Annotated in this window: 19 protein-coding genes; 6 read left to right on the top strand and 13 right to left on the bottom strand. The window is 67.9% G+C overall.

Features of this window, described 5'->3' with window-relative positions:
- Positions 1-18 precede the first annotated feature (18 nt).
- The 7 genes from ACUKCB_RS26140 to ACUKCB_RS26110 form a co-directional block, all read right to left on the bottom strand.
- On the bottom strand, positions 19-1434 hold the full coding sequence (locus ACUKCB_RS26140) for a type IV secretory system conjugative DNA transfer family protein (RefSeq protein ID WP_473038194.1): 1416 nt from the start codon (positions 1432-1434) through the stop codon (positions 19-21).
- A 13-nt stretch (positions 1435-1447) separates the two neighbouring features.
- Positions 1448-2638, bottom strand: coding sequence for a M48 family metalloprotease (locus tag ACUKCB_RS26135; RefSeq protein WP_473038193.1), 1191 nt, complete (start codon positions 2636-2638; stop codon positions 1448-1450).
- Positions 2639-3088: 450 nt separating this feature from the next.
- Positions 3089-3685, bottom strand: coding sequence for a DUF4913 domain-containing protein (locus ACUKCB_RS26130; protein ID WP_473038192.1), 597 nt, complete (start codon positions 3683-3685; stop codon positions 3089-3091).
- Positions 3686-3690: 5 nt separating this feature from the next.
- Positions 3691-4914: a zeta toxin family protein gene (locus tag ACUKCB_RS26125; protein ID WP_473038191.1), complete on the bottom strand. Its 1224-nt coding sequence runs from the start codon at positions 4912-4914 to the stop codon at positions 3691-3693.
- Positions 4915-4955: 41 nt separating this feature from the next.
- Positions 4956-5273 carry a hypothetical protein gene (locus tag ACUKCB_RS26120; protein ID WP_473038190.1) on the bottom strand — a complete coding sequence of 106 codons (318 nt, stop codon included), beginning with the start codon at positions 5271-5273 and terminating at the stop codon, positions 4956-4958.
- A 661-nt stretch (positions 5274-5934) separates the two neighbouring features.
- On the bottom strand, positions 5935-6441 hold the full coding sequence (locus ACUKCB_RS26115) for a hypothetical protein (protein WP_473038189.1): 507 nt from the start codon (positions 6439-6441) through the stop codon (positions 5935-5937).
- Positions 6438-6626: a hypothetical protein gene (locus ACUKCB_RS26110; protein ID WP_452547234.1), complete on the bottom strand. Its 189-nt coding sequence runs from the start codon at positions 6624-6626 to the stop codon at positions 6438-6440. Before ACUKCB_RS26110 ends, ACUKCB_RS26115 begins: the two co-directional genes overlap by 4 nt.
- Positions 6627-6799: 173 nt before the next feature.
- Here ACUKCB_RS26110 and ACUKCB_RS26105 point away from each other — a divergent pair, with 173 nt between their 5' ends.
- Positions 6800-7066, top strand: coding sequence for a GntR family transcriptional regulator (locus tag ACUKCB_RS26105; RefSeq protein WP_473038188.1), 267 nt, complete (start codon positions 6800-6802; stop codon positions 7064-7066).
- Between the two features lie 138 nt (positions 7067-7204).
- On the opposite strand, the gene ACUKCB_RS26100 is transcribed toward ACUKCB_RS26105, so the two are convergent.
- On the bottom strand, positions 7205-8137 hold the full coding sequence (locus tag ACUKCB_RS26100; protein ID WP_473038187.1) for an ion transporter: 933 nt from the start codon (positions 8135-8137) through the stop codon (positions 7205-7207).
- A 515-nt stretch (positions 8138-8652) separates the two neighbouring features.
- Here ACUKCB_RS26100 and ACUKCB_RS26095 point away from each other — a divergent pair.
- Positions 8653-9204: a thymidine kinase gene (locus tag ACUKCB_RS26095; RefSeq protein WP_452547231.1), complete on the top strand. Its 552-nt coding sequence runs from the start codon at positions 8653-8655 to the stop codon at positions 9202-9204.
- Between the two features lie 35 nt (positions 9205-9239).
- On the opposite strand, the gene ACUKCB_RS26090 is transcribed toward ACUKCB_RS26095, so the two are convergent.
- Genes ACUKCB_RS26090 through ACUKCB_RS26075 form a run of 4 tightly spaced genes read right to left on the bottom strand, consistent with a single transcriptional unit; the run spans position 9240 to position 14256 of the window.
- The gene (locus ACUKCB_RS26090) at positions 9240-10034 is read right to left on the bottom strand and encodes a hypothetical protein (protein ID WP_473038186.1); all 795 of its coding nucleotides are present in this window, start codon (positions 10032-10034) and stop codon (positions 9240-9242) included.
- Between the two features lie 2 nt (positions 10035-10036).
- Entirely contained in the window at positions 10037-11209 is a 1173-nt protein-coding gene (locus tag ACUKCB_RS26085; protein ID WP_473038184.1) for a C40 family peptidase, read from the bottom strand.
- 4 nt (positions 11210-11213) lie between these two features.
- Positions 11214-11882, bottom strand: a complete 669-nt coding sequence (locus tag ACUKCB_RS26080; RefSeq protein WP_473038183.1) for a hypothetical protein — start codon at positions 11880-11882, stop codon at positions 11214-11216.
- A gap of 40 nt (positions 11883-11922) precedes the next feature.
- Positions 11923-14256, bottom strand: coding sequence for a TrbL/VirB6 family protein (locus tag ACUKCB_RS26075; RefSeq protein WP_473038182.1), 2334 nt, complete (start codon positions 14254-14256; stop codon positions 11923-11925).
- Positions 14257-14980: 724 nt separating this feature from the next.
- Here ACUKCB_RS26075 and ACUKCB_RS26070 point away from each other — a divergent pair.
- From ACUKCB_RS26070 to ACUKCB_RS26055, 4 genes are all read left to right on the top strand, one after another.
- Positions 14981-16288 carry a hypothetical protein gene (locus tag ACUKCB_RS26070; protein WP_473038181.1) on the top strand — a complete coding sequence of 436 codons (1308 nt, stop codon included), beginning with the start codon at positions 14981-14983 and terminating at the stop codon, positions 16286-16288.
- A 211-nt stretch (positions 16289-16499) separates the two neighbouring features.
- The gene (locus ACUKCB_RS26065) at positions 16500-17006 is read left to right on the top strand and encodes a VOC family protein (RefSeq protein WP_473038179.1); all 507 of its coding nucleotides are present in this window, start codon (positions 16500-16502) and stop codon (positions 17004-17006) included.
- Between the two features lie 245 nt (positions 17007-17251).
- Positions 17252-18094, top strand: a complete 843-nt coding sequence (locus ACUKCB_RS26060) for a MerR family transcriptional regulator (protein ID WP_473038178.1) — start codon at positions 17252-17254, stop codon at positions 18092-18094.
- A 210-nt stretch (positions 18095-18304) separates the two neighbouring features.
- Positions 18305-20089: a protein kinase domain-containing protein gene (locus ACUKCB_RS26055; RefSeq protein WP_473038177.1), complete on the top strand. Its 1785-nt coding sequence runs from the start codon at positions 18305-18307 to the stop codon at positions 20087-20089.
- A gap of 2 nt (positions 20090-20091) precedes the next feature.
- On the opposite strand, the gene ACUKCB_RS26050 is transcribed toward ACUKCB_RS26055, so the two are convergent.
- Positions 20092-21165: a hypothetical protein gene (locus ACUKCB_RS26050; RefSeq protein ID WP_473038176.1), complete on the bottom strand. Its 1074-nt coding sequence runs from the start codon at positions 21163-21165 to the stop codon at positions 20092-20094.
- Between the last annotated feature and the right edge of the window lie 243 nt (positions 21166-21408).

Here is a 21408-nt window from a genome sequence, read left to right as displayed (position 1 = left end):
TCCTCCCCGGAAGTCTTCTCATGACACCGGGGTATAGCCGCTGACCCGCCGGTACTCCTCGATCAACCCGGCTGGCCTGGTCTCCACGTGCAACGGCGGTTCCGACTGCCACCACAACCAGGCATGGCGTGGCGGCATCCGTTGGATGGCCTCCACCGGCAGCGCCGGACGGTAGACGTGGCTCAGCGAGTACTGCCGCGCCGGATCAGGGTTGATGACCGCAGACCGTCCCGGCACCCTCCCCGTCTCGGAGCCCACCACCGCTGACCGGTCAGGGAACGCGAACTCCCCTCCCCCGCCGTGCGTCGTGGCGTCCACCTGCCTCAGTTCTCCACCCCATGACGACACGTTGCGCAGGTCGGCCTCGTTGGACATCCCGCCGTAGATGATCTTGGCGGTCGTCGCGGTGAGGATCGCCTGCTGTTCGTCGTCCCCATACCGGGCACGCAGCTGGGCGAGCGACTGGGCGGCCCACAACGTGATCACGCCCCGGCCCCCGCCTTCGGAAACGAGAGCGGGCAGGCTCGGCAGTGGGGCGATGTTGGCGACCTCGTCCAACGCGAGCAGGAGCGGACTGCTCAACCGGCCGCCTTGGCGGGCAGCGACCTCGGCTGCCCGTTGGGCGATCGAGTCGACCAATCCGACGATCATCGGCGCCACCACGGCCTGGTAGTGGCTGGGCCCGACGATGAACAGGGTGGAGTTGGTGGCCAGGAAGTGGTCTATGTCCAGGTCAACAGCGGAGCAGGAGTCCAGGACCCTGGGTTCGGCGGTGGCGTCCAGGCAGTTGCGGGCCACCGAGTAGAACGAACCGCGCTCACGCTCCCCCAGCAGCCTCGTCGATTCGAGGTCGTCGGCCCATCCCGAGGCCGCGGTGGGTCGGTCCCGCAGGATCTGCGCGGGACGCCGTGTCTCCTGGGAGGCCAGCCACCGCCGCACCTCGCTCATGGGCGCCCCGGTCAGCGCGGCTGCGTGGAAGAGGGCACGCAGGATGAGCGCGGCCCCGCCCTGCCAGTGCTCTCCGTCACTCAGCCCGCCGACCGCACCGGTCATGCCCTGTACCCGCCGGAAACACACAGCAGGGTCCGCGCACCCGGCCAGCGGTGACCAGCGCATCGTGCCGAAGCCCTCGCTGTCGAAGGGGTCGTAGACGTACACCTTTCCTTCGGGCGCGGCGACCCGTCGGCGCCAGTCCCCGCAGAAGCGCAGAATGTCGCCGCGGGTGGTGGTGCTGACGGCCGGGCCCGACCAGTACAGGAGGGCGGGGATGATCACGCCCGAAGTCTTGCCGTAGCGGGGCGGGCCGACCACCCCCACGGAGTCGGCGGGCGCGGACCACACCCGCTTGTACCCGTCGGCGGGGTCCAGCCCCAGGTAGACACGGTTGCGTTCGGTGATCCGCACCGGGGGGAGCGGGGGGAGCGTGTCTGCCATGGTGTTCGTTCCTTCAGTCCTTGAGTAGCTGGGAGTCGGGGTGTTCGGCCGTGCCCAGCGGTGATCCCGGGCCGCCCCGGGCCGTTCCTGGGAGGTCGCTACGGAGGGCGCCCCGTTCCCCCGAGCCCTCCAGGAGTTCGAGCCTGAGTTCGGTGGGCGGGTGGGTGGCGAGGACGCTGTGGTCCCAGCCGTTGCGGGCGCCGTCGAAGCTTTCCCCGAGTCGGGTGAGCGCGGTGTACAGGCCGGGTCCGTAGCCTGCTCTGAGCGCCTCGGCGTCGGCACGGAGCTCGGTGCGCCGCCAGTGTCTGGCGCTGACCGGGATGACGATGATCCGGATCGTCACGGTGACACTCCACAACAGGACCCGGACGAGGGCGAGCAGGAGGGTCAGGTATACGGCGGAGGCCTGGGCCCGGTAGGTGATCTCGTGCAGCAGGAACAGCGGCCAGGCGATGCCGCGGTTCCAGGCGAGGCTGAGGGCGTCACCGTGTTTGTAGTGGGCGACCTCGTGGGCGAGGACTCCGGCGATCGCTTCGGTGTCGTAACCGAGCGCTTCGAGCAGCCCCCGGTTGACCACGATGTGGCGGATACCCGCGTGGGCGTTGGGTTCGCGGCTGTCGTCCATGAGCAGGGCGGGAACCCGGTCCACTCCCATCCGGGCGGCGGCGCGGGCGATCACCGGTTCCAGGAGTTCGGCCTCACGCCGGCTGGGGCGGCGCGCCCCGGTGATCCTGAACCGGGCGGCCTCGGCGATACGGCAGTAGAGGACGTAGACAGCGGCGATGGCCACCGCGGTGACGATCTGTCCGAGGGCGAGGCCGAGCGGATAACCGGGGCCGACGGCCCAGAGGGAGGTGAACGGCAGGAACAAGGAGAAGTAGATCATCTGCAGCGCCCCGTTGGCCGCTCCGATCAGCGCTCCGATCATCCCCCCGATCTGAGCCGCCGAGGTGGGGAGGAGGTCGGACATGCTGACGGGCATGGGCAGCACCCAGGCGAAGACCGCGTCGAACTGCCGCAGCACCCCGGGGCCGGCGATGCTGCCCGAGACCAGCCCTCCGATTCCGCCGAAGACCGCGCCGACGGCTCCGAGGAAGACGGCCAGGGGCACGTTGAACCATGCGGAGACGAGGGCGACCGCGTTCCCGATGAGGTTGTTGAGGGCCCCGGCCGGGCCACGCCTGGGCGGACGCTGCCGGGGCACACCGCCCTGCCCGGGCGTACTCGGCCGGGACGCGAAGCCTCGACGACTACCGGAGGACCCGGGCGAACCAGGATGCCCGTTCGTTCGTGGCGGCACCGGCGGACCGGCGGCCCCGCGCGGATCGGTGAACCGGGACGGCCTGCGTGACCTGTCCTCTTGGGGTGATGCGTGTTCTTCGGACGGCCAGGGCTGGCCCGCTACCCACGGTGGCACCCTCGAAGAACCGGGGTCAACGGGATCGGAGGCTGCTGGCTCCGTGTTCGCTGGTGTGGTCCGTGCCCGGAACGGCTCGGAGGAGTGGCCCGAGGTGTCGGGATCGTGTCCGCCGGGCCGGGGGCCGGAGCGGAGGAATCCACTGGGCGGTAGGGGCGGCGCGGTGTCACAGTCGGGGCACCGGACGTGGGTGGTGGACAGCCGCGCCCCGCACTGGTCGCAGTACATGGGGGACTCTCATCGGAGGGTGTCTGGTACCCGCGCCGGATCGACGAGGGGGATCGGAATGTGGTCGGGGTCGTGGCGGACGCTGGTGCAGTGGCCGAGTTCCCTCGCGAGCTCCCGCTCCAGCTGGGGCAGGTCCCGCTGCCACCAGGTGAGTGACAGGTGGGGGGTGTCGAGGCGCTCCCGGTAGGCGTGCTCCCAGCTCCGGCAGGTGTCCAGGAGCATCTGGACCACGGCGGGGTGCCGGTACCAGCAGGGGTGCAGGACGGCCGTGACGCGGGGGTGGTGGACGAGTACCCCGACCATCCAGTCCTGGAGGTCCTGTAACCGGGATCGCGCCTGTTCCGGGGCCATGTCGACCCACACCCAGCCGACGCTGTCGCTTCGGCTCTCGCCGCTCGAAGGCTGTGCCCGGTGTTGGGGTTGTCGTGCTCGGTCCTGGCCCTGGGCGGTTCGGTTCCCCTGGGTGAGGGCGAGGATCTCGTCAGCGAGCGCGTGTGTGTGGCGTTCCAGCCGATCGAGCCGGTCGAGAACGGTTCTGGTGCCCGGGGTGCTGTCGGGGGTGTCCGGGTTCGGGGTGTGGTCGGGGTTGGCGGATTCGTCGTCCATGGGGTTCACCGCTCGAACTCGAGGGCTTCACGATCAGCCCCGGGTTCGGGTTCGTCGCGTCTTCGGTCCCGGTCCTGTTCTGGCTGTTCCGCGCGGCTCTCTCGTGCTTCCCGTTCCTTCCGTGCTTCACGGATCCGTTGGAGTTTGGTGTCCAGGTCCTCGGAACCCGTGGGGAGGGGTTCGCTGTCCGTGGAGGATTCCGGAAACTGGTTCGGAACGGGTCGGTGGTCTCCCTGCCGTTGGTGGTCCGTGACCGGAGAGACTTCCGGGGGCTCAGTCCCAGGACGTTCCGGGCTCTGTTCCGCACTGGCTTGTGCCTGTCGGCGGAGTGCCTGGGCCAGGTCAGTGCCCGACCGCTCCGGAGGCTTCCGGCCCTCCGTGGCCTCTCGATGCCGGTCCTGTCTCGCTTTCGCGTCGTCCCGGGTGCTGGCCACCCGGTCCGAGATCGGTTCGGCCTCCCGGCCTGGACCTAATCGGTCCTCGTCGCTGAGGTAGGCGAAGCGGGAGTCGAAGTGTTCGATCTCAACCTGGGTGGGGGGCCGGGCACGTTCCGCAATGATGGCCTCACGCGCCCCCGGCGGATCAACCATCTGCCCGTCGGGGCCCCTGTGGTTCTCGTAGACGAGTTCGCCGTCCCGAGTGGTGACGTACATGGAGTCGACCAGCCCGCGCGATTCCAGGTGGTGGGCGACGTCCGGGATCTCGTCATAGAACCGGTCATGCGTCTCCTGCCCGACCCAGCGGCCGTGGCCTTCCCGGTCCCGCCCCTTCTGGTAACGGTCAGCGATGCCGAGTAGGCTGTTGGACTCGTGGGTCGCCACAAAGGCTGTGCTCGTGTGATAACCCTCTTCCACGAACCCTTTGACCCATCCTTCCGCCCAGTCCTTCCTCCCGAGCGGGTGGCTGGCGATGACGTCGTACTTCGTCTCACCAGCACGCAGGTGATCCATGTAGCGCCGGTGGGCATCGTCAGGGAGGTGTCGGTCCGCTACATCGTGCCCGTCGAACGCGTTCGCCCTGGCGATCTCGTCATAGCTCGGATGAATCCTGGCGTTGTCGTCCCCGTCGTAAAAAGCTGCGTGCTCCTTACCGAGTTCGTGCCACACGATCTCCTGAGTCGCAGTCTTTCCCGCTCCGGGTTGACCACCGATAATGACCGCTCTCGGTGGCTCTCCCTGGACCCGACCTGAGATCTGATCAGGTGTGATCTCCGCAAGTCTTTTCTGCACCAAAGATTCTTGCTGCTCAGCACTGAGAGACCAGTCCCGGATCACAGGTTGTGCTCGCTTCTCAAGCGTGCGACCAGCTTCGGGTACTCCTCCAAAATGCGGTCTTGTTCTTCCTCGCTCAGGTCATACAAGTTCTTGCCGACACGCATGTAGTGGTGCCACTGCCGATCGAACTCTTCCTTCTCCGATGAACCAGGTTCAGCTCGCTGGCTCAGCGAGTTGTAAACGCTCTTCACCATGCGCACGCACCGGTTGAGCTCCTCGTTGCGGTTGACCCTGGCAATGTGGTCCCGCTGTCTGCGGTCCCGATCGCGTTCCTTGGCTGTCCGCTCGCCCTCTTCTGGTGACTCACTGCTCATGGGGACTCCGATCTCCCGGGGGGACTCAGGGCATCGCTCCCGTTCCTATCCTGGTTTCGGGTGCCGGAACAGAAGAAGTTCGTCCAGTGGCCGGGAGTGGTCAACTCGACCGGCACTTCTCAGCGGACCCCAGAACGCCCCACAGGTGAGGTGCACGTTCGGCACAGGGCAGCCTCCGGGGAAGCCCGGGTGCCTGACGCCAGCCCCGCCGAACCGAAACCTCGTACGCCCACACTGTCTCCTCCGCCCAGACTGATCCCCAGGTCCAACGGCTAGCTCTCCAGAAGTGAGAGGTGCAGAGTCCCCGACGCTGCTGGCGGAGGCGGGAAACAGGACTCAGCAACGGGAGGCGTGGACGGAGCGAGGACTCAACCTGCGAGGGACAGGGCAAAGCCGCTAGCCATAAGCAGGCACGGCTCGGCCCCGCAGCCCTCCCATGGGTCGGCAGGCCCGGGCCGGGGTGCTACCCCTTCCCGTCAGCGGTGGGGCACGGGCACGTTCGACGAGCGTGTCCGGCATGAGTCGGGTGGGTGGCCCCGAGCCGGGGCCGCCCGCCCTCCGTGGTTTCGCCGCACCCGCCCCTGCGCCCGCGCTGCCGGGCGCTGTTGACGCGCGGTCGGCGGCTGCACGCGGGGAACGAGTACGGCGGTCATGGCGGTTACTACTCGCGGAGCCACGGTTCGGGGAGCGGGGACCGTTCGATGAGGGCCCGGTCCAGCCGTTCCCAGGCCCGGGCCGCCTCCCGGAGTGCCCGCCAGGCGACGACCACTCCCCCGACCTCCCGCAGGGCCTCGCTCACCGAGTCGTAGCACTGGGTGGCGTACTCGTAGGCGATACCGCGCCGCGACGGCGGCGGTGCGGGGCGTCGTGCCGCAAACCAAGCGCCCGGCAGCGGCTCACCGGACCTGATCCGGCGGTCGAGTTCGGAGAACAGCCGGTCGGCCCGTGCGAGGGTGCGGGTCGCGTGCGCCGACCGGCCCGGATGGTTGAGGATCCCCGTGATCTCCAAGACCAGCTCGTCGGTACGGCTGGCCACGACCATCTGAGGCCGGTTCGGTGCCCGGGTGGCGTAGGTGTCGGCGTTCGGAGTCCTGGTGGTCGGGATGTCAGTGGTCGAAGTTCCGGTAGCCGGAACCTGGACGTTCGGGGTGTGGGAGTGGGCATTCATGCACAGCACGTCCTCACGGCCTCGGGGAGGTTGTGGGCGTACCGGCGCACCCGCCGGGAACGGCGGCGGATCTCGGAGGCGAGCCCCCAGGCGTAACCGTAGGAGGAGGCGTGGAGGCCCCGCGTCGGGCGTGCGAGCCGTACGGGTACGGCGAGCACGGCGATGAGGGCAAGTAGGATCTGCATCGTCGTCCTGTCTGCTTCAGGTCGGCCATGGCCCCGGGGCGTGTTCCAGCACGTCGCCGGGGTTCCGCATGTTACGGATCCTTTACTGTACCTCACTGATCTTCAGTGGTCTATGGATAACCTCAAACTTCCCCGAATGACAGCTTTGAACCCCACTCCTCCAAGCTCGACACATGGACTTGCCCAGTGGATACACAGCGGACAGCGAGATCGATGACGAGGGCATGGACCCCGTGTGGCTGCAACTGGCCGCGATCCTCGTCGCGCGCATCGAAGCCGGTCAGTACCCGACGGGGAGGGCCATCCCCTCCCTGAACCAACTGCGCCAGGAGTTCGGGGTCGCACGCGGAACCATCGTCAAGGCCACGAACTATCTGGCAGAACTCGGGCGCGTACGCGCTGTTCACGGACGGGGTGTTTTCGTTCTCCCACAGGGTTGACACTTTTGCCCCACTTCAGGGCATGCGCGAACTCAGTCAACCGAAAAAAGTGGGGCGGATTCACGAGAATCCGCCCCACTCCACACCGTGGTTCCCCATAATCATTGGCGAGGGCAGGAACACCGCCCGTCGAGGGTTCTACTCCCCTCGACGGGCACCTGTGCCCTCCGCCCCGCTCTCACGAGCCCCCGAGTTCTCGCGCTGCCCGCTGCCGTCGCCGGAGACTTCAGCGGCTATGCCGTCCACACCCTGGAAAACGCCGTTTTCCTGAGCACGGAGCCGGTCCTCAAGTCGGCGCACCTGGTCGCTCAGTTGCCCGAGGTGCTCCATGACCGCGTGGTGCTGCACCAGCTCCAACTCCTGGTCCTCCTCCCAACGCCCTTCGTTGAACTCGCGCTCCATCGACGTGACGATCACACCGATCACCAGGTTCAGGATGATGAACGCGGTCAGGACGATGTACAGGACGAAGAAGAGCCAGCCGTACGGGTGCTGCTCCAGTACCGCCTCCGACACGTCGGGCCAGTTCTCCGTGGTCATCAGCAGGAACATCGTGTACAGAGAGGTCCCGAGGTCCCCGAAGAACTCCGGGACGTCCTCACCGAACAGTTGCTGCGCGAGGATCGCGGACGTGTAGACGACGATCAGCAGCAGCCCGATCACCGTGCCCATCCCCGGGACCGATTTGAAGAGCGCCCCGATGATCTGACGCATCTGCGGGACGGCGGTGACCACCCGCAGGATCCTGAGCACCCGCAGGACGCGCAGCACGGCGAAGGGCCCGGTCGCCGGAACCAGCGAAACCACGACCACCGCGAAATCGAACCAGTTCCACGCATCCTTCCAGAAACCCCCGCGCCAGGCGTACAGCTTCAGTGCCATCTCGACCACGAACAGGCCGACCACGACCCGCTCGGCCACAACGAGGTACGGAAGCGCGGAGCCCCCGTAGGTCGCCCATCCCAATATGGCGGCATTGACCAGAATCACGACAAGTATCGCGTTGGAGAACCAGCGACTCTCCACCAGTCGAGTGGCCTGATCACGCCGCAACGTCACTCCCCCTCGCATTCACGCCTTGAATGGGTACAAGGCACGCCCAAATATAGCGAAACATTTCTGGACATCCCAAAGAGTGCCATAAACCGCAGTGATTGACTTTCGGGCAGGCCCAGTACCCCCGCCAATTCTCCATCGTGCCGCCCCCGGTACGCCCGTGTCCGATTCCCACGGCGAGCCCGCCCAAACTGGTGGTATCGCCCGCAGAAGGCACGCCTGCGGACCCGCCCGAGGAGAAACGAACGGATCACCCGAACCGGCATCGCCCCGTGCGACTTCCCACACGCCCCCTGAGCCCCGGTTCCGGCCCGGCCCTATGTAGTGCCGACCGTTCCCCGGAGCCAGCCCGTCGTCCCCCGGAGAGGGCCGGGCCCGAGCCCCGGAGCCCGTGCCCGGGAAACCCCTTCACGCTGGTATCTTCTCTGCTGGCCTCGGCCGCGTTCAGCGGCTCCCGGTAGCTCCCCGAGAGTTCCCCCGAGGGCCGCCCCCACCCACCGCCCGCGACCGATGACGACCGAGGAAGAGTCATGGCGGAGTTGAAGTACTTCACCGGTTCGATGAACTCGGGCAAGAGCACGATGGCCCTCCAGGAACACCACTCACGCGGCGGCGAGGGTGTCCTGTACACGAAACAGGACCGCGCGGGCTCGGGGATCATCTCGTCCCGTCTGGGCCTGACCTCCCCCGCGATGGAGGTCGGCGACTCCCTGGACCTGTACGACGACATCGCCGACCGCAAGGCCCCCTACGTCATCTGCGACGAGGCCCAGTTCCTGTCGTACAAGCAGGTGGGGCAGTTGGCGGGGGTTGTCGACGGCATGGGCATCGACGTGTACTGCTACGGGATCCTGACCGACTTCCAGGGGCAGCTGTTCCCGGGGTCGAAGAGGCTGGTCGAGTTGGCCGACAGGATAGAGATTCTGCCGGTCTACGCGCGCTGTTGGTGCGGGAACCGGGCCACGCACAACGCCCGCGTGGTCGACGGGGTCATGATCTACAAGGGCGAGCAGGTGCACATCGGGGGCAACGAGTCATACACGACCCTGTGCCGCCACCACTTCATGGCAGGCGTGGCGTAAAACAGCAGCCAGCTACATGTCCGGCCAGGAAACACCTACTCACCATCGCCAGGAATCCAGTACGCAAAACCTTTTTTGAGAAAATTCGAGATCTTCCGGGCCTCGTTCAAAAATATACCCTCAGAGACCTGACCAGCAGCCTGATCGCCCCGGCCTTCAAAATGAATGCTATATACAGCACTTCTCGTCCGAAGCAGAGCCACATAGAGAGACTGCCCAGATTCACCAGTACCGTAGACTGAGTACGAATCTTCACCGAACGGCGACTCCACAACTGACTCAATGTTCTCAACAGCATCGGGGAGCTCAGACTTCAACTCCTCGAATCTCCCTGAGGCAATATCATTTCTATCCTCCCCAGACCCGGCGTCAATAACAGCCTCATAGGAGAAATAGAAGTCCCAGGGAGCCGAATTTCCCTCAGGCGTAATCTGCCACAAACATTCATCTTTCACGACCCGCAAGGCGCCATCCAAATCAATCTGACTTGAATCTGCGGTATCTACGTAATTCTCACCAGAGTCTTGGCGCATGGCCGTGATTGTAGTCAGCTCGTCGAGATTATCCCCACAGACATCCATCTGCCCCTCTTCGAGACTTGACCTCGGAGCTCCAATACCCTCCCTTGGAAGGCCACCTGAATCACCTTCAGTGGAAATTCCCGAAGACAAAGAACTAATGAACAGACTCAGAACACCGACGATTACGCCGAAAGCACCGAAGGCGGCGAGCGTTCCGCAACCGAAGACCGCCCCTGCGGCCTTCCAGCCATGCAGACCCTTCTTCACTGGTGCCCTGCGCTCCGGGTCTGCTTCTCTCGTGTCTGCCACGGTTAAGCCTGCGCCTCCAGCTGAGCCTTCACTTCGGGGTGCTCAAGCGGACGGGTGAAACCCACGATGTCCGCGCGATTGGGGTCATCGTACTCCCGCACGGCGATCGGCCCACAGTTGGTGCACCAGGCCTCGACCATCAGGCCGTCACCGATAACCATGGCCATATGACCGGGCCCCGGCGGTTCACCAGCACGGGTCACATCAAAGAAGACCAGGTCGCCGGGCTGTTCTTCACCCTGTGGAATCTCCGGGCCGAAATTCCACTGGTCCTGGGAAACCCGGGGCACCGTCACCCCGATGCTCTCGTAGGCCTTCATCGTCAACCCGGAGCAGTCATATCCGGCCGGTCCGGTGCCACCCCAGATATACGGCTTGCCTCGCTGGTCCAGGGCCCAGTCCACCACTGCCTGGGTCAGCTCGTCCGGGGCACGGCCGATCGGCACCCCTTGTTCATCCAGCTCGCAGAGCACCGCGGTCCGGATCGAGTCCGAGGTGTTGAAGTCCCCGCCGGCGTACCGCTCGGCCCACTCCATCACGTCGTCCACGTACCACCAGGCGTGGTTGTAACCGAAGATCGCCTGACGCACGTCGTCCGCGAGACCGTGCGCCAGCAGGTAGTCGGCAGCGGCCGGAATAGCGTCGGCCGGATCGTAGACGTTCACGATCCCGTCGCCGTTGCCGTCCACGCCGTAGCCCTCTTCCGGCCGCTCGTCCACCGGCTGGATCGGCTCCCCTCCCCAGCTGTTTCCGGCCGCCGAACCGTCGAGCGCACCGAACTGCATGGGTCCCGCCGCGCCCCAGTCGTTGTGCCCTTCCGTGATTCCCGGGCCCTCCCAGCGGCCGTGGTGCGACTCCACCTGACCCACCCCGGCCAGGATGTTCCAGGGGATCCCCCTGTCCTCCCCCACCTCCTGGTACAGCTCCAGGTAGTTCTCCGGGATGGTGTCCATGGCGTAAGCGCTGCTGTCCGGTTGGTCCGCGTCGGCGTTGGGTGCGCAGACCACACCGGAGGCCAGCCAGGAGCCCACCCGGGAGTTGTCGGTGATCGCGGGAATCACCATCAGGGTCAGAAAGACCAGGCCCCCCACCCCGACAGCGGCCAGTACGGCGACCCTGGTCAGACAGGAGCCGCTGCGCCCGTCGGGGGCGGGGGTGCGCAGAGCGGAGATCAAGGGGTCACTCCTCCCCGAACTGTCCGACGTCGGCGGGCTGGAAGTCGAAGACCGCCCAGGATCCGCCCTCCCGGACCACGGTGACGGCGAAGTCTCCCAGGTCCTCGTCGAACTCGGCGTCCCCGGTCTCGGTGATGGACTGGGCGGTGACCACGAAGGTGACGGAGTCACTGCCGAAGGTCCGGACCTCCTGGACCTCGGCACGCCCATCGGCGACCGCCTCCGCCTGGCTCATCTCCTCCCAGAAGGCCCCGGCCCGGTTCGCGTCGGAGAGCACCTCGGCGTACTCGTCGGTGGCCAGGACCTCCATCGAGGCGTAGTAGGTCTCGGGTTCCTGGGAGTAGTCGATGGTGCCGTAGGCCTCGGCGAAGGCCTGCGCGGTGGCCCCCGCCGCCTGGAACTCCGCCTCGCTGAACGGGAACCAGCCGAGGACGTCAAGGTCCTCCGCTCCTGTGGTCGGGATGGGGCTGGGCGGCACGGTGGCCAGCGCACCGGGCTCAGAGAGCGGTTCCGCCGCGCCTCGGGTCGCCCCCGGGTCACCGGGCGGGACGGTGCGTCCGTCCTCGTCGCTGCTGAATCCACCGAGGCCGAAGTAGAGCCCGAACCCGGCCAGGACTGCGATCAGGCCGATGACGACCATTCGCTGGGTGCGTTCGGGGAGAGGGTTGGGCATGGTGCTCGGTTGCCTTGTCGTCTGCTCGGTGACTCGGTCGCTAGTCGTCGTTCAGCCAGAAGGGGACGTCGCGCTTGCGGTCCCTGGTGGAGTTACCGCCCTCTCCCCAGAAGGGGGTGATGGGGGCGTCGTCCTTGCGCTTACCGGAACCGGTCAACCAACCGCCCTCTCCATCGCCACGCCTTCCGTGATCAGTGGGGGCAGGACGCGCGGGGCGCTGCGGGGCGGGACGGTCGCGCTTCTCCTTCGGACCTCCCCAGCGCGAGCGCCGGCTGCCCAGGTTCCCCTGGGCCGGGGTGTCCTCACGGCCGCCGAAAATGCCGCGTCCGGTACTGGGCTCAGGACGTTCGGCACTGGCCGCACGCGAACTGCCCGCCGCGCCACCGAACATGCCGCCGCCCGAACCGGAGCCGCCACTGTCACTACGGGTGGGGCTGCTGCCTCCCCCGTTGGTACCGAAGACCGAAGCCCAACCACTGTCGCCGGTTCCGGTGTAACCGCCGGTGGGCCTGGGCGGGATGGACCCGCTACCGCCGCCGCTGGTGTTGCCACCGCTCTTTCCGCTGAGGCTCGGAGCCTGGTCGGAGCTCCGATTGGCTCCGTTGGCTCGGCCCGCACCCGAGGTATTGGTTCGGCTGACGTTGAGCGGCGGAGCGGACTCGTTTTCACGGACACGCCCGTAACCAGCGACCCCCCGAGCACGAGTGCCATCTGCGCGGGCGCTCCCTCCCTCAGGAGCTTCTTCGACGCCTTCAACGGAACCTGCTGATACGCCCCCGCCCGCAGGGACCCCTGCGGCCGCGCCCGCGATCATCGCTCCACGGCGACGACCCCAGTTCTGGCCCTTGAGGTAGGCGACCGGCGGTAGAACCATCGAGCTCTTGTCCAGCGCCTGGCTCTGCGCGGCATCGCTGACGATCCGCGAAGTGAAGCTGTTCGCGTTAACCGAGGCGAAAAGATAGGCGAAGGTCTTCCGATAAATGAAGAGTGCCAGGGTGAAGAGGGCCAGCAGGATCATCTGCAAGCCCCAACCCAGAGTGGTTGACATGACGATGCCGTAGCTCATGACCAACAGAGCAATCAGTAGTACAACGAAGATCTGCTTTAGCAGGAAGCCGACCATCAGCTCGACCCACCGAAGCAAGACCATGCGGCCGTAACCCGGGTGGATACCGATGAGCAGGAACACCGGCGAGAGCATGAACAGCAGCATGAAGCCGATCTTCAGTACGATGAGCGCCACAGAGCCGGCGAGAATCAGCCCACCCGCGAAAATCGAGGCAAAGAGCGCCAGGGTCGCAACGCCCAATCGACTCCCTTGATCATCACCCGAGAAAAGAGGATAAACACCAGGAAAAGAGGATTCGACATTAGAAGCAATTTCTTCGTAAGACTCCTGCTTCTCAGTCATAAGAGCCTCTGGCTCTATTTCTCCATCGACAATTTGTTGCTGCTCAATTCGACTAATACCCTGAGCTGCTATCAGGTCCATAGCATGCTCTTGAGTGGCGATTTCGGCGATATCCCCGTTGCCAAACTGCCCAGCAACCCAAGGTTGACAAACCAAGCTCGACCACATCATGTCAGCGTTACGGCGCACCTGAAAATCTGACTCAGATTCCCAATCCGCCCGTTCTGGGGGCTCAGCTCCTGCTGGGCAAGATCCAGATCCACCACCATAAGGAACCTGTCCGACGACGCTGGTCACTAGCTGGGTTCCCGAGTTAACCAAAGTACTACCCAAACTCATCACCTGAGCTGGGTTAACGAGAATCCACATACCAATCGCTGTCGCGGCAACCATCCAGACGGAGGACTCAAGTGTGAGAGTCATTCTCTTGCGGATAAGCCCATACCATCCAAGCCAGATGGCTCCCAGGATCACGATTGTCGGAATGAGAGGGCGCCAGATACCCTCTCTCATTGCGACTACCACTTCTTCAACAGTTTCGGTGAAACTAGAGAGAAGCCCATCCGAAGTGGCAGCCTGATAGACAGTAATCGTCGACTGGTTGATGGTCTTGGAGAGATCCCAGGCAGAGTTCGTGATGGTCGCCTGGGCCCCCAGGCCCATTTTGTCGACACAGGACTCGGTAATCATGTGCCACTGTTGGCCAGCCGTCCCGTACTGGCCGTACATACTGGCGTCCGGCGGCATCCCGTCAGGAGATCCCTCGATGGCCGACTGGGACCGGGGTGGAACCAGCAGCCCGTCTGCGCCGCTTCCCGCGGACTCGGGCAGAGGCGCGGGGTTGCCCGAGCAGATCGGGTCAGCCTGCGCCGATGTCAGTGGTAGCAGGATGAAGGTGCTCAGCATCAGGAACGTCATCAGTAGTCGGCGCCAACCCCGCCGGTGGACGTGCTGATGCGTCATCTGCTGAGCTCCTGCGTCGTGGTTCGGGCGGGGAATCGGTTGCAGACACCAGGGCCCGGACCACGCACACACGCCACCGCACCATCCGGCGTGCGACCGCGCGCGGCCACAAGGCCCCCGCATGTCTTTACCCCATCCTCTATGGTGCGCCATCACCGGGTTGAGGGAAGGCCGCAACGCGATCGGTTTTCCGGTTGTCGCCCCAAGACTGACCGGAAGCAGGGGCACAAACCGGATAGTTCTTCCTGTTTACGCAGGTAACAGGCTTGAACGGGCGACCGGAACGCCCAAAAACCGCAAGGCCACAATTTGCTGTCCACATGCGGACTATGAGGCGCGTCACAGAACTTTTCACCTCGAAAAGTGGACATACAGCAAGCAAGTGGACTGGTACTCAGTCCCAAGTCTGCCTTCCGTGGTACCCGCAGACCCTATTGCTGGCGGGCCGAAACGGTTCGCCCTCCCGACCCTCCGCTCCGATGCCCTCCCGGAGGCATCCCGGCCGCCTCCCGGGGCGGTGCCCAGGAGGAAGTACTCCGCACCCTCACCTCCGGCTGCCCGCGAAACCGGGCGCACGGTTCGGGTGCGGACCGTACCGAACAGGCTCGGCCCCCGGAGCATCCCAGTTTCCAGAGCAAGAGCACGGGACCACCACGCCCCTCCGCCCGCCTTCCCGCACCTGCTCCCCCGCCCCCTTCCCGGATCCCGAACTCCCGGAGACGCCTTGTCCACCCACCAGAACGCCGACTCCCCCGGACCCCCAGAGCCGCTCGCCTTCGTCGCGCTCGGGGCACTGGCTCTCCTCCTGCCCTTCCTCGTCCTCCTCTTCGTCTTCATGCCGGCGTTCGTCCTCTCCTTCGTGCTCGCCTTCAAGTTCTCCGGGCCGGGCAGCTCCGAAGCGGTCCTCCCGATCGTTCTGGTGCTGGGCACAGCCGTCGTCGGGCTGGTGGTCCTGGCGGTCCTGCTGCCCTTCCTGCTGCGGCTCGCCGGATGGCCCCGACCGATGGGGACCAGCCTGCTACTGATGTTCGCGCTGTTGCCGGCACTGCTCCAGGCCCCTGCCCTGTCCATGTGGTTCGAGGGCGAACGCGGAGCAGCCCTGGGCGTGGAGATCGGCCCGGCCGAGCTGGAGATCTTCTCCCCGGGGATGCTCGGACCTGCGGGATACCTGCACCTGGCCGCGGTGGTCCTGGTCCTGTTCGCGGTGCGGTGGCGCGCCCGGGCGTCCCACGGGGCCGCAGAGCGCCGGGCGGGGTTCGGGTGGGCGTGCGCCGCGCTGGCGGTCGCCGTCCTGGTGTCGACCGCGTTCACCTTCGTCGACCTGCGGAACGACACCGCGCGGCGGATCCAGGAGTACACGGAGTCGATCGAGGGGTACCCGTACCCGCTCGCCGTACTCGACGCCCCCGGGTGGCGGCCCTGGCACCTGAAGTTCCACCACGAGCACAGCTCCTTCACCGCCGTGTACATCAACGACGACGACCTCCAACTGGAGTTGGCCACCCGGCCGGAGTACGACCCCCTGTACGAGTGCTCCGACCCCTCGGAGGGCGCGGGCCCCTCGGAGGGCACGGGTGATCACGGCAGCGGGAACTCCGACAGCCAGGAGTGCGATGAGAGCCGGGTCGAGGTGTCCGGGCTGAACGGCGGTGCCTCCGATTTCGAGGCCTTCGAGGCCCGGCTGGTCGTGTACGACCCCTACGAGGGATCTCCGGACATGGGCCACCCCGGTCTGCCTGAAGTCCGGGTGGACCTGCGGGGTGCGGGTTCTCCGGGCTACGCGGAGGCCGCAGCCGCGACGGAGGACGAGGGTTGGCCGGACTCGGGCCCCTGGAACGTGGGAGCTGACCCGGGCCCGGTGGCGATGCTGGCTCCCGCCGACAACCCCAGGGAGAGCTTCCTCCAGGGCGAGGTCGGGTTCGACATCCCCGCGTCGGAGATGCGGGAGGCAGCCGAGCACGTGCGCCTACTGGACCCCGGCGACATTGCGGCGGTGCGGGACCTGGCGGCCTCCGCCTACCTGGCCCAGTGACGCGGACCGGGGCCGGGACCGGGGGCCGGAACTGGCGGGAACAGGAGCGGAAGGACTGGGCCCGGACGGGCCTGCGGTAGGGCGGCGGCAGGGCCGGGCCCGGGCGGGACGGGGGGCAGGGACGCAGCGAAACCATTGCCCCGCCCGGCCCGCGTTCCCCCGCCCGGTTCCGGCTTGACCCTCACGCGGCGTGAGGCTCCACGATGACCGCATGAGCGAAAACTTTCCCGCATTCAGCATCAGCCCCGTCCCGGTACCAGGCCCCGACACCGCTCCCCCGGAACTGTTCCGGGGCATCTACGGCATGCCCGTGTTCCTGACCGTGCCGACCGGCGACCTGGAGGCCTCCAAAGCGTTCTGGACCGGCGGACTCGGCTTCTTCGACATCTTCTCCGTGCCCGGCCAGGTCGTCCACCTGCGCCGGTGGGCGTTCCAGGACGTCCTGCTGGTGCCGGGGGAACGCCCCGCCGAGGCGCCCGCGGTGAGCATCACCTTCTCCTGCGTGCTGAACCAGATCGACGGGATCGTGGCGGCGTGCGAGAGGGAGCTTCCCGGCTCCACCAGTGGGCCCCGGCAGATGCCGTGGAACACGGTGGACGTGGAGGTCACGACCCCGGAGAACACCCGAGTGATCATGACCGCCGCTCGCCCGTTCGACCCCGAGAGCACGGAGGCCCAGTTCCTCCGGGACTCGGGGATCGACGTCCCTGAGGGGTAGAAGGGGGGCACGGAGATGACGGTTGCCGGATGGTCTGTGTGCGGCTTGTGGGCAGCATGAGGTGGGCGGGACCTGAAGCTCCCCCGAATCCGAGTCAACCCGGTGGGGCGGGGTTGTGCCAGAGCCATGCTCCGGCCTGTGGACAACCCGCCTGCGGTGGCACGTCGGGCCTCCGGGGCGCGTCGAGCCCCAGTGCCAGATCAGGGCCCGGTGACACGTCGGCTCCCGGTGGCAGACTGGTCGGTGTGACCGACCGATCCCGCCGAGCCCGCTCAGCTCCCCCGGAGACCACTGCGGACCAGGGCCGGACGATGACCGTCGGCACGGTGGCCTCCCTCGTCGGGGTCACCGTCAGGACGCTGCACCACTGGGATGAGATCGGACTGGCCGGCCCCAGCGACCGCACCGCCGCCGGTTACCGGCTCTACACCTCCTCGGACGTCGCCCGCATCCACCGCGTGCTGGTCTACCGCGAACTCGGCGTCTCCCTCGAGGAGACCGCGCGGCTGCTGGAAGCGGACGCCGACGAGGCCACCGAGTCCCTGCTCCGGCGGCGCGACCAGCTGCGCGAACGCATCCGCAGGCTGGAGCGGATGGCGGACTCCCTGGACCGAATGGCCGAAGCCAGACAGGAGGGGATCCTGCTGTCGGCGGAGGAACAGGTCGAGATCTTCGGCGAGCACTGGCAGCCCGCCTGGGCGGCGGGGGCGCGTGAGCGGTGGGGCGACACCCGCCAGTGGGCCCAGTTCGCCGAGCGTGCCGCGGAGCGGACGGTCGAGGACTGGCAACGGATCTCGGAGAACGTCGAGGCGCTGAACGCGGACCTCGCCGAGGCCCTGCGGGCGGAAGTGGTGCCGGGAAGCGAGCGGGCGAACGCCCTGGCCGAACGGCACCGGGAATCGATGGCCGTCTACTTCGACTGCACACACTCCATGCAGGTGGTCCTGGGACGCATGAACGTGGACGAACCAGGGTTCAGGTCCCACTACGACGGCATCGAACCCGGTCTGGCGGTGTGGCTGAGCGAGGTCATCGACGCCAACGCGCGGGCGCACGGCGTGGACCCGGAGACGACGACCTGGGGGTGAGGCGACCTCCGGGCCGCAGCGCTGACCGCTATCGGTCACCCGTGGTTGGCTCCGAAGCCGCCCCAGCGGGCAGGTTTACAGTCGGAGTCCTGCTGGAACAGGTTCAAGAACGGCGGTTCCCCCTCGCTGTCGCCCCAGACGGCGGGCGGCCCCCTCCGGGCGTGACCGGCCCGGGCGGGCCCCTCGAACCGCCAGAAGGGAAGCCGCCCCATGCCGACCCCCGGCCACACCCGCATCGGCCGCTACGAACTGCGGAAGAGGCTGGGCGTCGGCGGGATGGGCACGGTCTGGCACGCCTGGGACCCCGCCCTGCGCCGGGACATCGCGGTCAAGGAGGTCCTCCTCCCCGACAACATGAGCCCGCAGGAGCGTGCCGAGGCACACGCCCGCACCATGCGCGAGGCCCAGGCGACCGCCCGGATCAGCCACAGCTCCGTCGTCACCGTCCACGACGTGCTCGAACACGAGTCGAGCCCGTGGATCGTGATGGAGCTGCTCGACGGAACCTCACTCCAGCACCGCCTCGACACCGTGGGGCCGATGCCGGTCGAACGGGTCGAGCAGGCGGCGCGTGCGCTGCTGGGCGGGTTGCGGGCCGCGCACGCGGCGGGGGTCGCGCACCGCGACGTCAAACCCGCCAACATCATGTCCACCAGCGACAACCGGACGGTGCTGACGGACTTCGGGATCGCGAACGTCGACGGGAGCACGGCGCTCACCCAGGCCGGTGTGTACATCGGTTCGCCCGAGTACATGGCGCCGGAGCGGTTCGAGGGCGCGCGGGCGCTGCCCGCCTCGGACCTGTGGAGTCTCGGGGTGACACTGTACGCGCTGTTGGAGGGGCGTTCGCCGTTCAAGCGGGACAGCATCACCGGCATGATCAGCGCGGTGCTGACCGACCCGATGCCGCCGCAGCTGACCCGGAACCAGGAGGCACGGGCCCCCGAGGGAGCGGCCCTGCGCGCGTTGATCGCGGCGCTGCTCACCCGGGACGTGGCGGCCCGGCCCGGCCCCCGGGCCGCCCTGGATCTGCTGGAGCGGGAACACCGGGCCGCGCAGCAGGATGTGCGGACGCACAGGGCGCCGCTGCCGCCGAGAGGCCCCCAGCAGCCCCAACCGCCGGGCGGACCACAGCAAACTCGGCCCCCGGGCGGACGCGGTCAGGCCCCGGCCGGCGTACCGCGGGTGTCGGGTGTGCACCGGCGGCCACCGAGCGGACCCCAGCAGCCCCAACCACCGAGCGGGCCACAGCAGCCCCAACCACCGAGCGGGCCACAGCGGCCTCAGCCTCCGAGCGGACCCCAGCGTCTCGTGTACCGGCAGGCGGTTCCCCCCGGGCCGACCGGCCCTGTTGCGGGCCCCGTAGCCGGGCCCACCGGTCGGTTCGCGGGTCCCGTTCCCGGGCAGACCCGCGGGTTCACGGGTCCCGTCCCTGGGCGGGGCGGGGCCAGCGGACCGGCACCCGGCGTCCCGATGCCCGGCGGACCGGTGCCGGTCCGGGCGGTCCCGGCCAACGCGGGCCTGCGGTTCCTGCACGGGGTCGGGCACACCGGGCCCCGCCCCGGGGCCGCGGCGGCTCCCGACCGCGGCCGCCCCGGCGGACCGGACACGGCCAAGCCCGCACCGCTGCTCACCGCCATGGTGATGCTGGGGCTCAACGCCCTCGCCCTGTTCGTGTTCACGGCCCTGGCCGCGGACCGGGCGAGCGAGGACGGGTCCGGCACCGGGTGGGGCAGCGTGGTGTTCCTGGGGCTGTGGGGGGTGGTTTCGGCCTTCGCCGCCTTCGGGCTGCTCACCCGGTCCCGGCTGGTGTACGCGCTGGTGGTGATCGTGCAGGGGATCGCGGCGGTCTCGCTGGCGATGAGCATGTTCACGGTGTTCATCCACACGCCGGAACTCATGGTGCTCTACGCGCTGATGCTGCTGTACACCCTGACCGTCGGCGGTCTCCTGCTCGTCCCCGCCTCCTCGCGCTCCTACTTCGGGCTGGGTTGACGTCAGCCCGGGCCCGTCGACGCAGGCCCGTCCGGGCCGAGGCCGGCGAGGCCGGTCACGGCGTCACGGACCCTGGCCCCGCTCTCCTCGCGGACCCGGCGGGCGGCCTCAGCGGTGTCGGCGAGCTCCGCGATCTCCGGGGAACGGACGGACAGCAGGGAGGCCTCGGCGCGCAGGTCGGCGTAGGCCGCGGTGGCGTCCAGGGCCTCCTGGCACTGCTCCCACTCGCGGTGCGCCAGGACCGCGGCGTCCACCAGCCGCCCGTACTCGACGATCTGGCCGACCCGGTCCCGGATGTGGCCCTCCACCGCGGCCAGGTGCCGGCGCTGGGGTTCGAGTGCCTCGCGTACCCGGGGTGAGGCCGCCCGCTGCCACCGCAGGACGTACCCCCGGCGCAGTTCGCGCTGTCGGGCCAGCAGGGAGGCGACCCGCCACTCCTGCTCCCGTAGGACCGACAGTCCGCGGGCGAGGTCCAGGCCGTCGGACCGGCCCAGTTCCGCCCGGGCGTCGACGACCCCGTCCACGGTCTGCTGAACCGCCGCCAGCAGTCCGTGGTCGGCGGTGCTGACGTCCTCGGGCCACAGGACCCGGTCCCGGTGGCGTTCCCTCGGAGGCTCCTTCGTCCCCGCGGTGAGGGTGTCCGCGGTGACCATGCCGACCAGCACCGCGAACAGCAGCCAGGGGGCGCCTCCGAGCGGGTCGGGCGGCAGGACGCCGAACAGCCACGGGGGAACGGACAACAGGACGGCCCCGCCCACCGCGGCACCGGCCCCGCGGACCGCCGGCGCGGCCTCCCTGCGCAGGGCCAGTGCGGTGACGTAGGCGACCAGGCTGATACTGGCGATCACCATGGCGAGATACCAACCCGCGGTGAACAGCGCCAGGAACAGGGTGAACCCGACCCCGAGCAGTTGGATGCCGCCCTCGCGCAGGCGCAGGGCGCGGCCGGCGTCCTCCCGGTCGGTGCGCGCACGGCGCGGTGCGGGGGCGTTGGCGTCTTGGAGGAGGCCCCCGCGCAGTTCCTCGGGCAGGGCGGGGTCGACGACGGGGCGCGGCCGGATGACGTCCTCACTCATGGGCGGTCCCTCGTGAGTGGTGGGTGTCGGTCGGGATGCGGGGTCGTCCGGAGAGTGGGGGAGAAGGCGTGGGGAGGGGCCGGTCGGGAAGGACCGTCCGGGGATCCGGGTCCGGGCGGTCGCCCCCGGGTCGGGGCGGGCTACGGGTCGGCTGGGGCCGGGGCACGGTACGGAAGGACGGACGACAGTCTCCTCGTTCCCCGTCCGCGGGGCGCCCGAACCCGGCTCCCCGCGCCCCTTCGG

The organism is Nocardiopsis moroccensis (assembly GCF_055763695.1).
The sequence above is the reverse complement of the archived record's forward strand: the minus strand, read 5'-3'. Positions and strand labels throughout refer to the sequence as shown.

Bases quoted from the DNA above. Each gene is read 5' to 3' on its own strand.
- ACUKCB_RS26100 (WP_473038187.1), bottom strand. From the start codon at position 8,137: ATGCGAGGGGGAGTGACGTTGCGGCGTGATCAGGCCACTCGACTGGTG.
- ACUKCB_RS26050 (WP_473038176.1), bottom strand. From the start codon at position 21,165: ATGAGTGAGGACGTCATCCGGCCGCGCCCCGTCGTCGACCCCGCCCTG.
- ACUKCB_RS26110 (WP_452547234.1), bottom strand. From the start codon at position 6,626: ATGCAGATCCTACTTGCCCTCATCGCCGTGCTCGCCGTACCCGTACGG.
- ACUKCB_RS26115 (WP_473038189.1), bottom strand. From the start codon at position 6,441: ATGAATGCCCACTCCCACACCCCGAACGTCCAGGTTCCGGCTACCGGA.
- ACUKCB_RS26140 (WP_473038194.1), bottom strand. From the start codon at position 1,434: ATGGCAGACACGCTCCCCCCGCTCCCCCCGGTGCGGATCACCGAACGC.
- ACUKCB_RS26065 (WP_473038179.1), top strand. From the start codon at position 16,500: ATGAGCGAAAACTTTCCCGCATTCAGCATCAGCCCCGTCCCGGTACCA.
- ACUKCB_RS26130 (WP_473038192.1), bottom strand. From the start codon at position 3,685: ATGGACGACGAATCCGCCAACCCCGACCACACCCCGAACCCGGACACC.
- ACUKCB_RS26105 (WP_473038188.1), top strand. From the start codon at position 6,800: ATGGACTTGCCCAGTGGATACACAGCGGACAGCGAGATCGATGACGAG.
- ACUKCB_RS26055 (WP_473038177.1), top strand. From the start codon at position 18,305: ATGCCGACCCCCGGCCACACCCGCATCGGCCGCTACGAACTGCGGAAG.
- ACUKCB_RS26080 (WP_473038183.1), bottom strand. From the start codon at position 11,882: ATGCCCAACCCTCTCCCCGAACGCACCCAGCGAATGGTCGTCATCGGC.
- ACUKCB_RS26075 (WP_473038182.1), bottom strand. From the start codon at position 14,256: ATGACGCATCAGCACGTCCACCGGCGGGGTTGGCGCCGACTACTGATG.
- ACUKCB_RS26095 (WP_452547231.1), top strand. From the start codon at position 8,653: ATGGCGGAGTTGAAGTACTTCACCGGTTCGATGAACTCGGGCAAGAGC.
- ACUKCB_RS26120 (WP_473038190.1), bottom strand. From the start codon at position 5,273: ATGAGCAGTGAGTCACCAGAAGAGGGCGAGCGGACAGCCAAGGAACGC.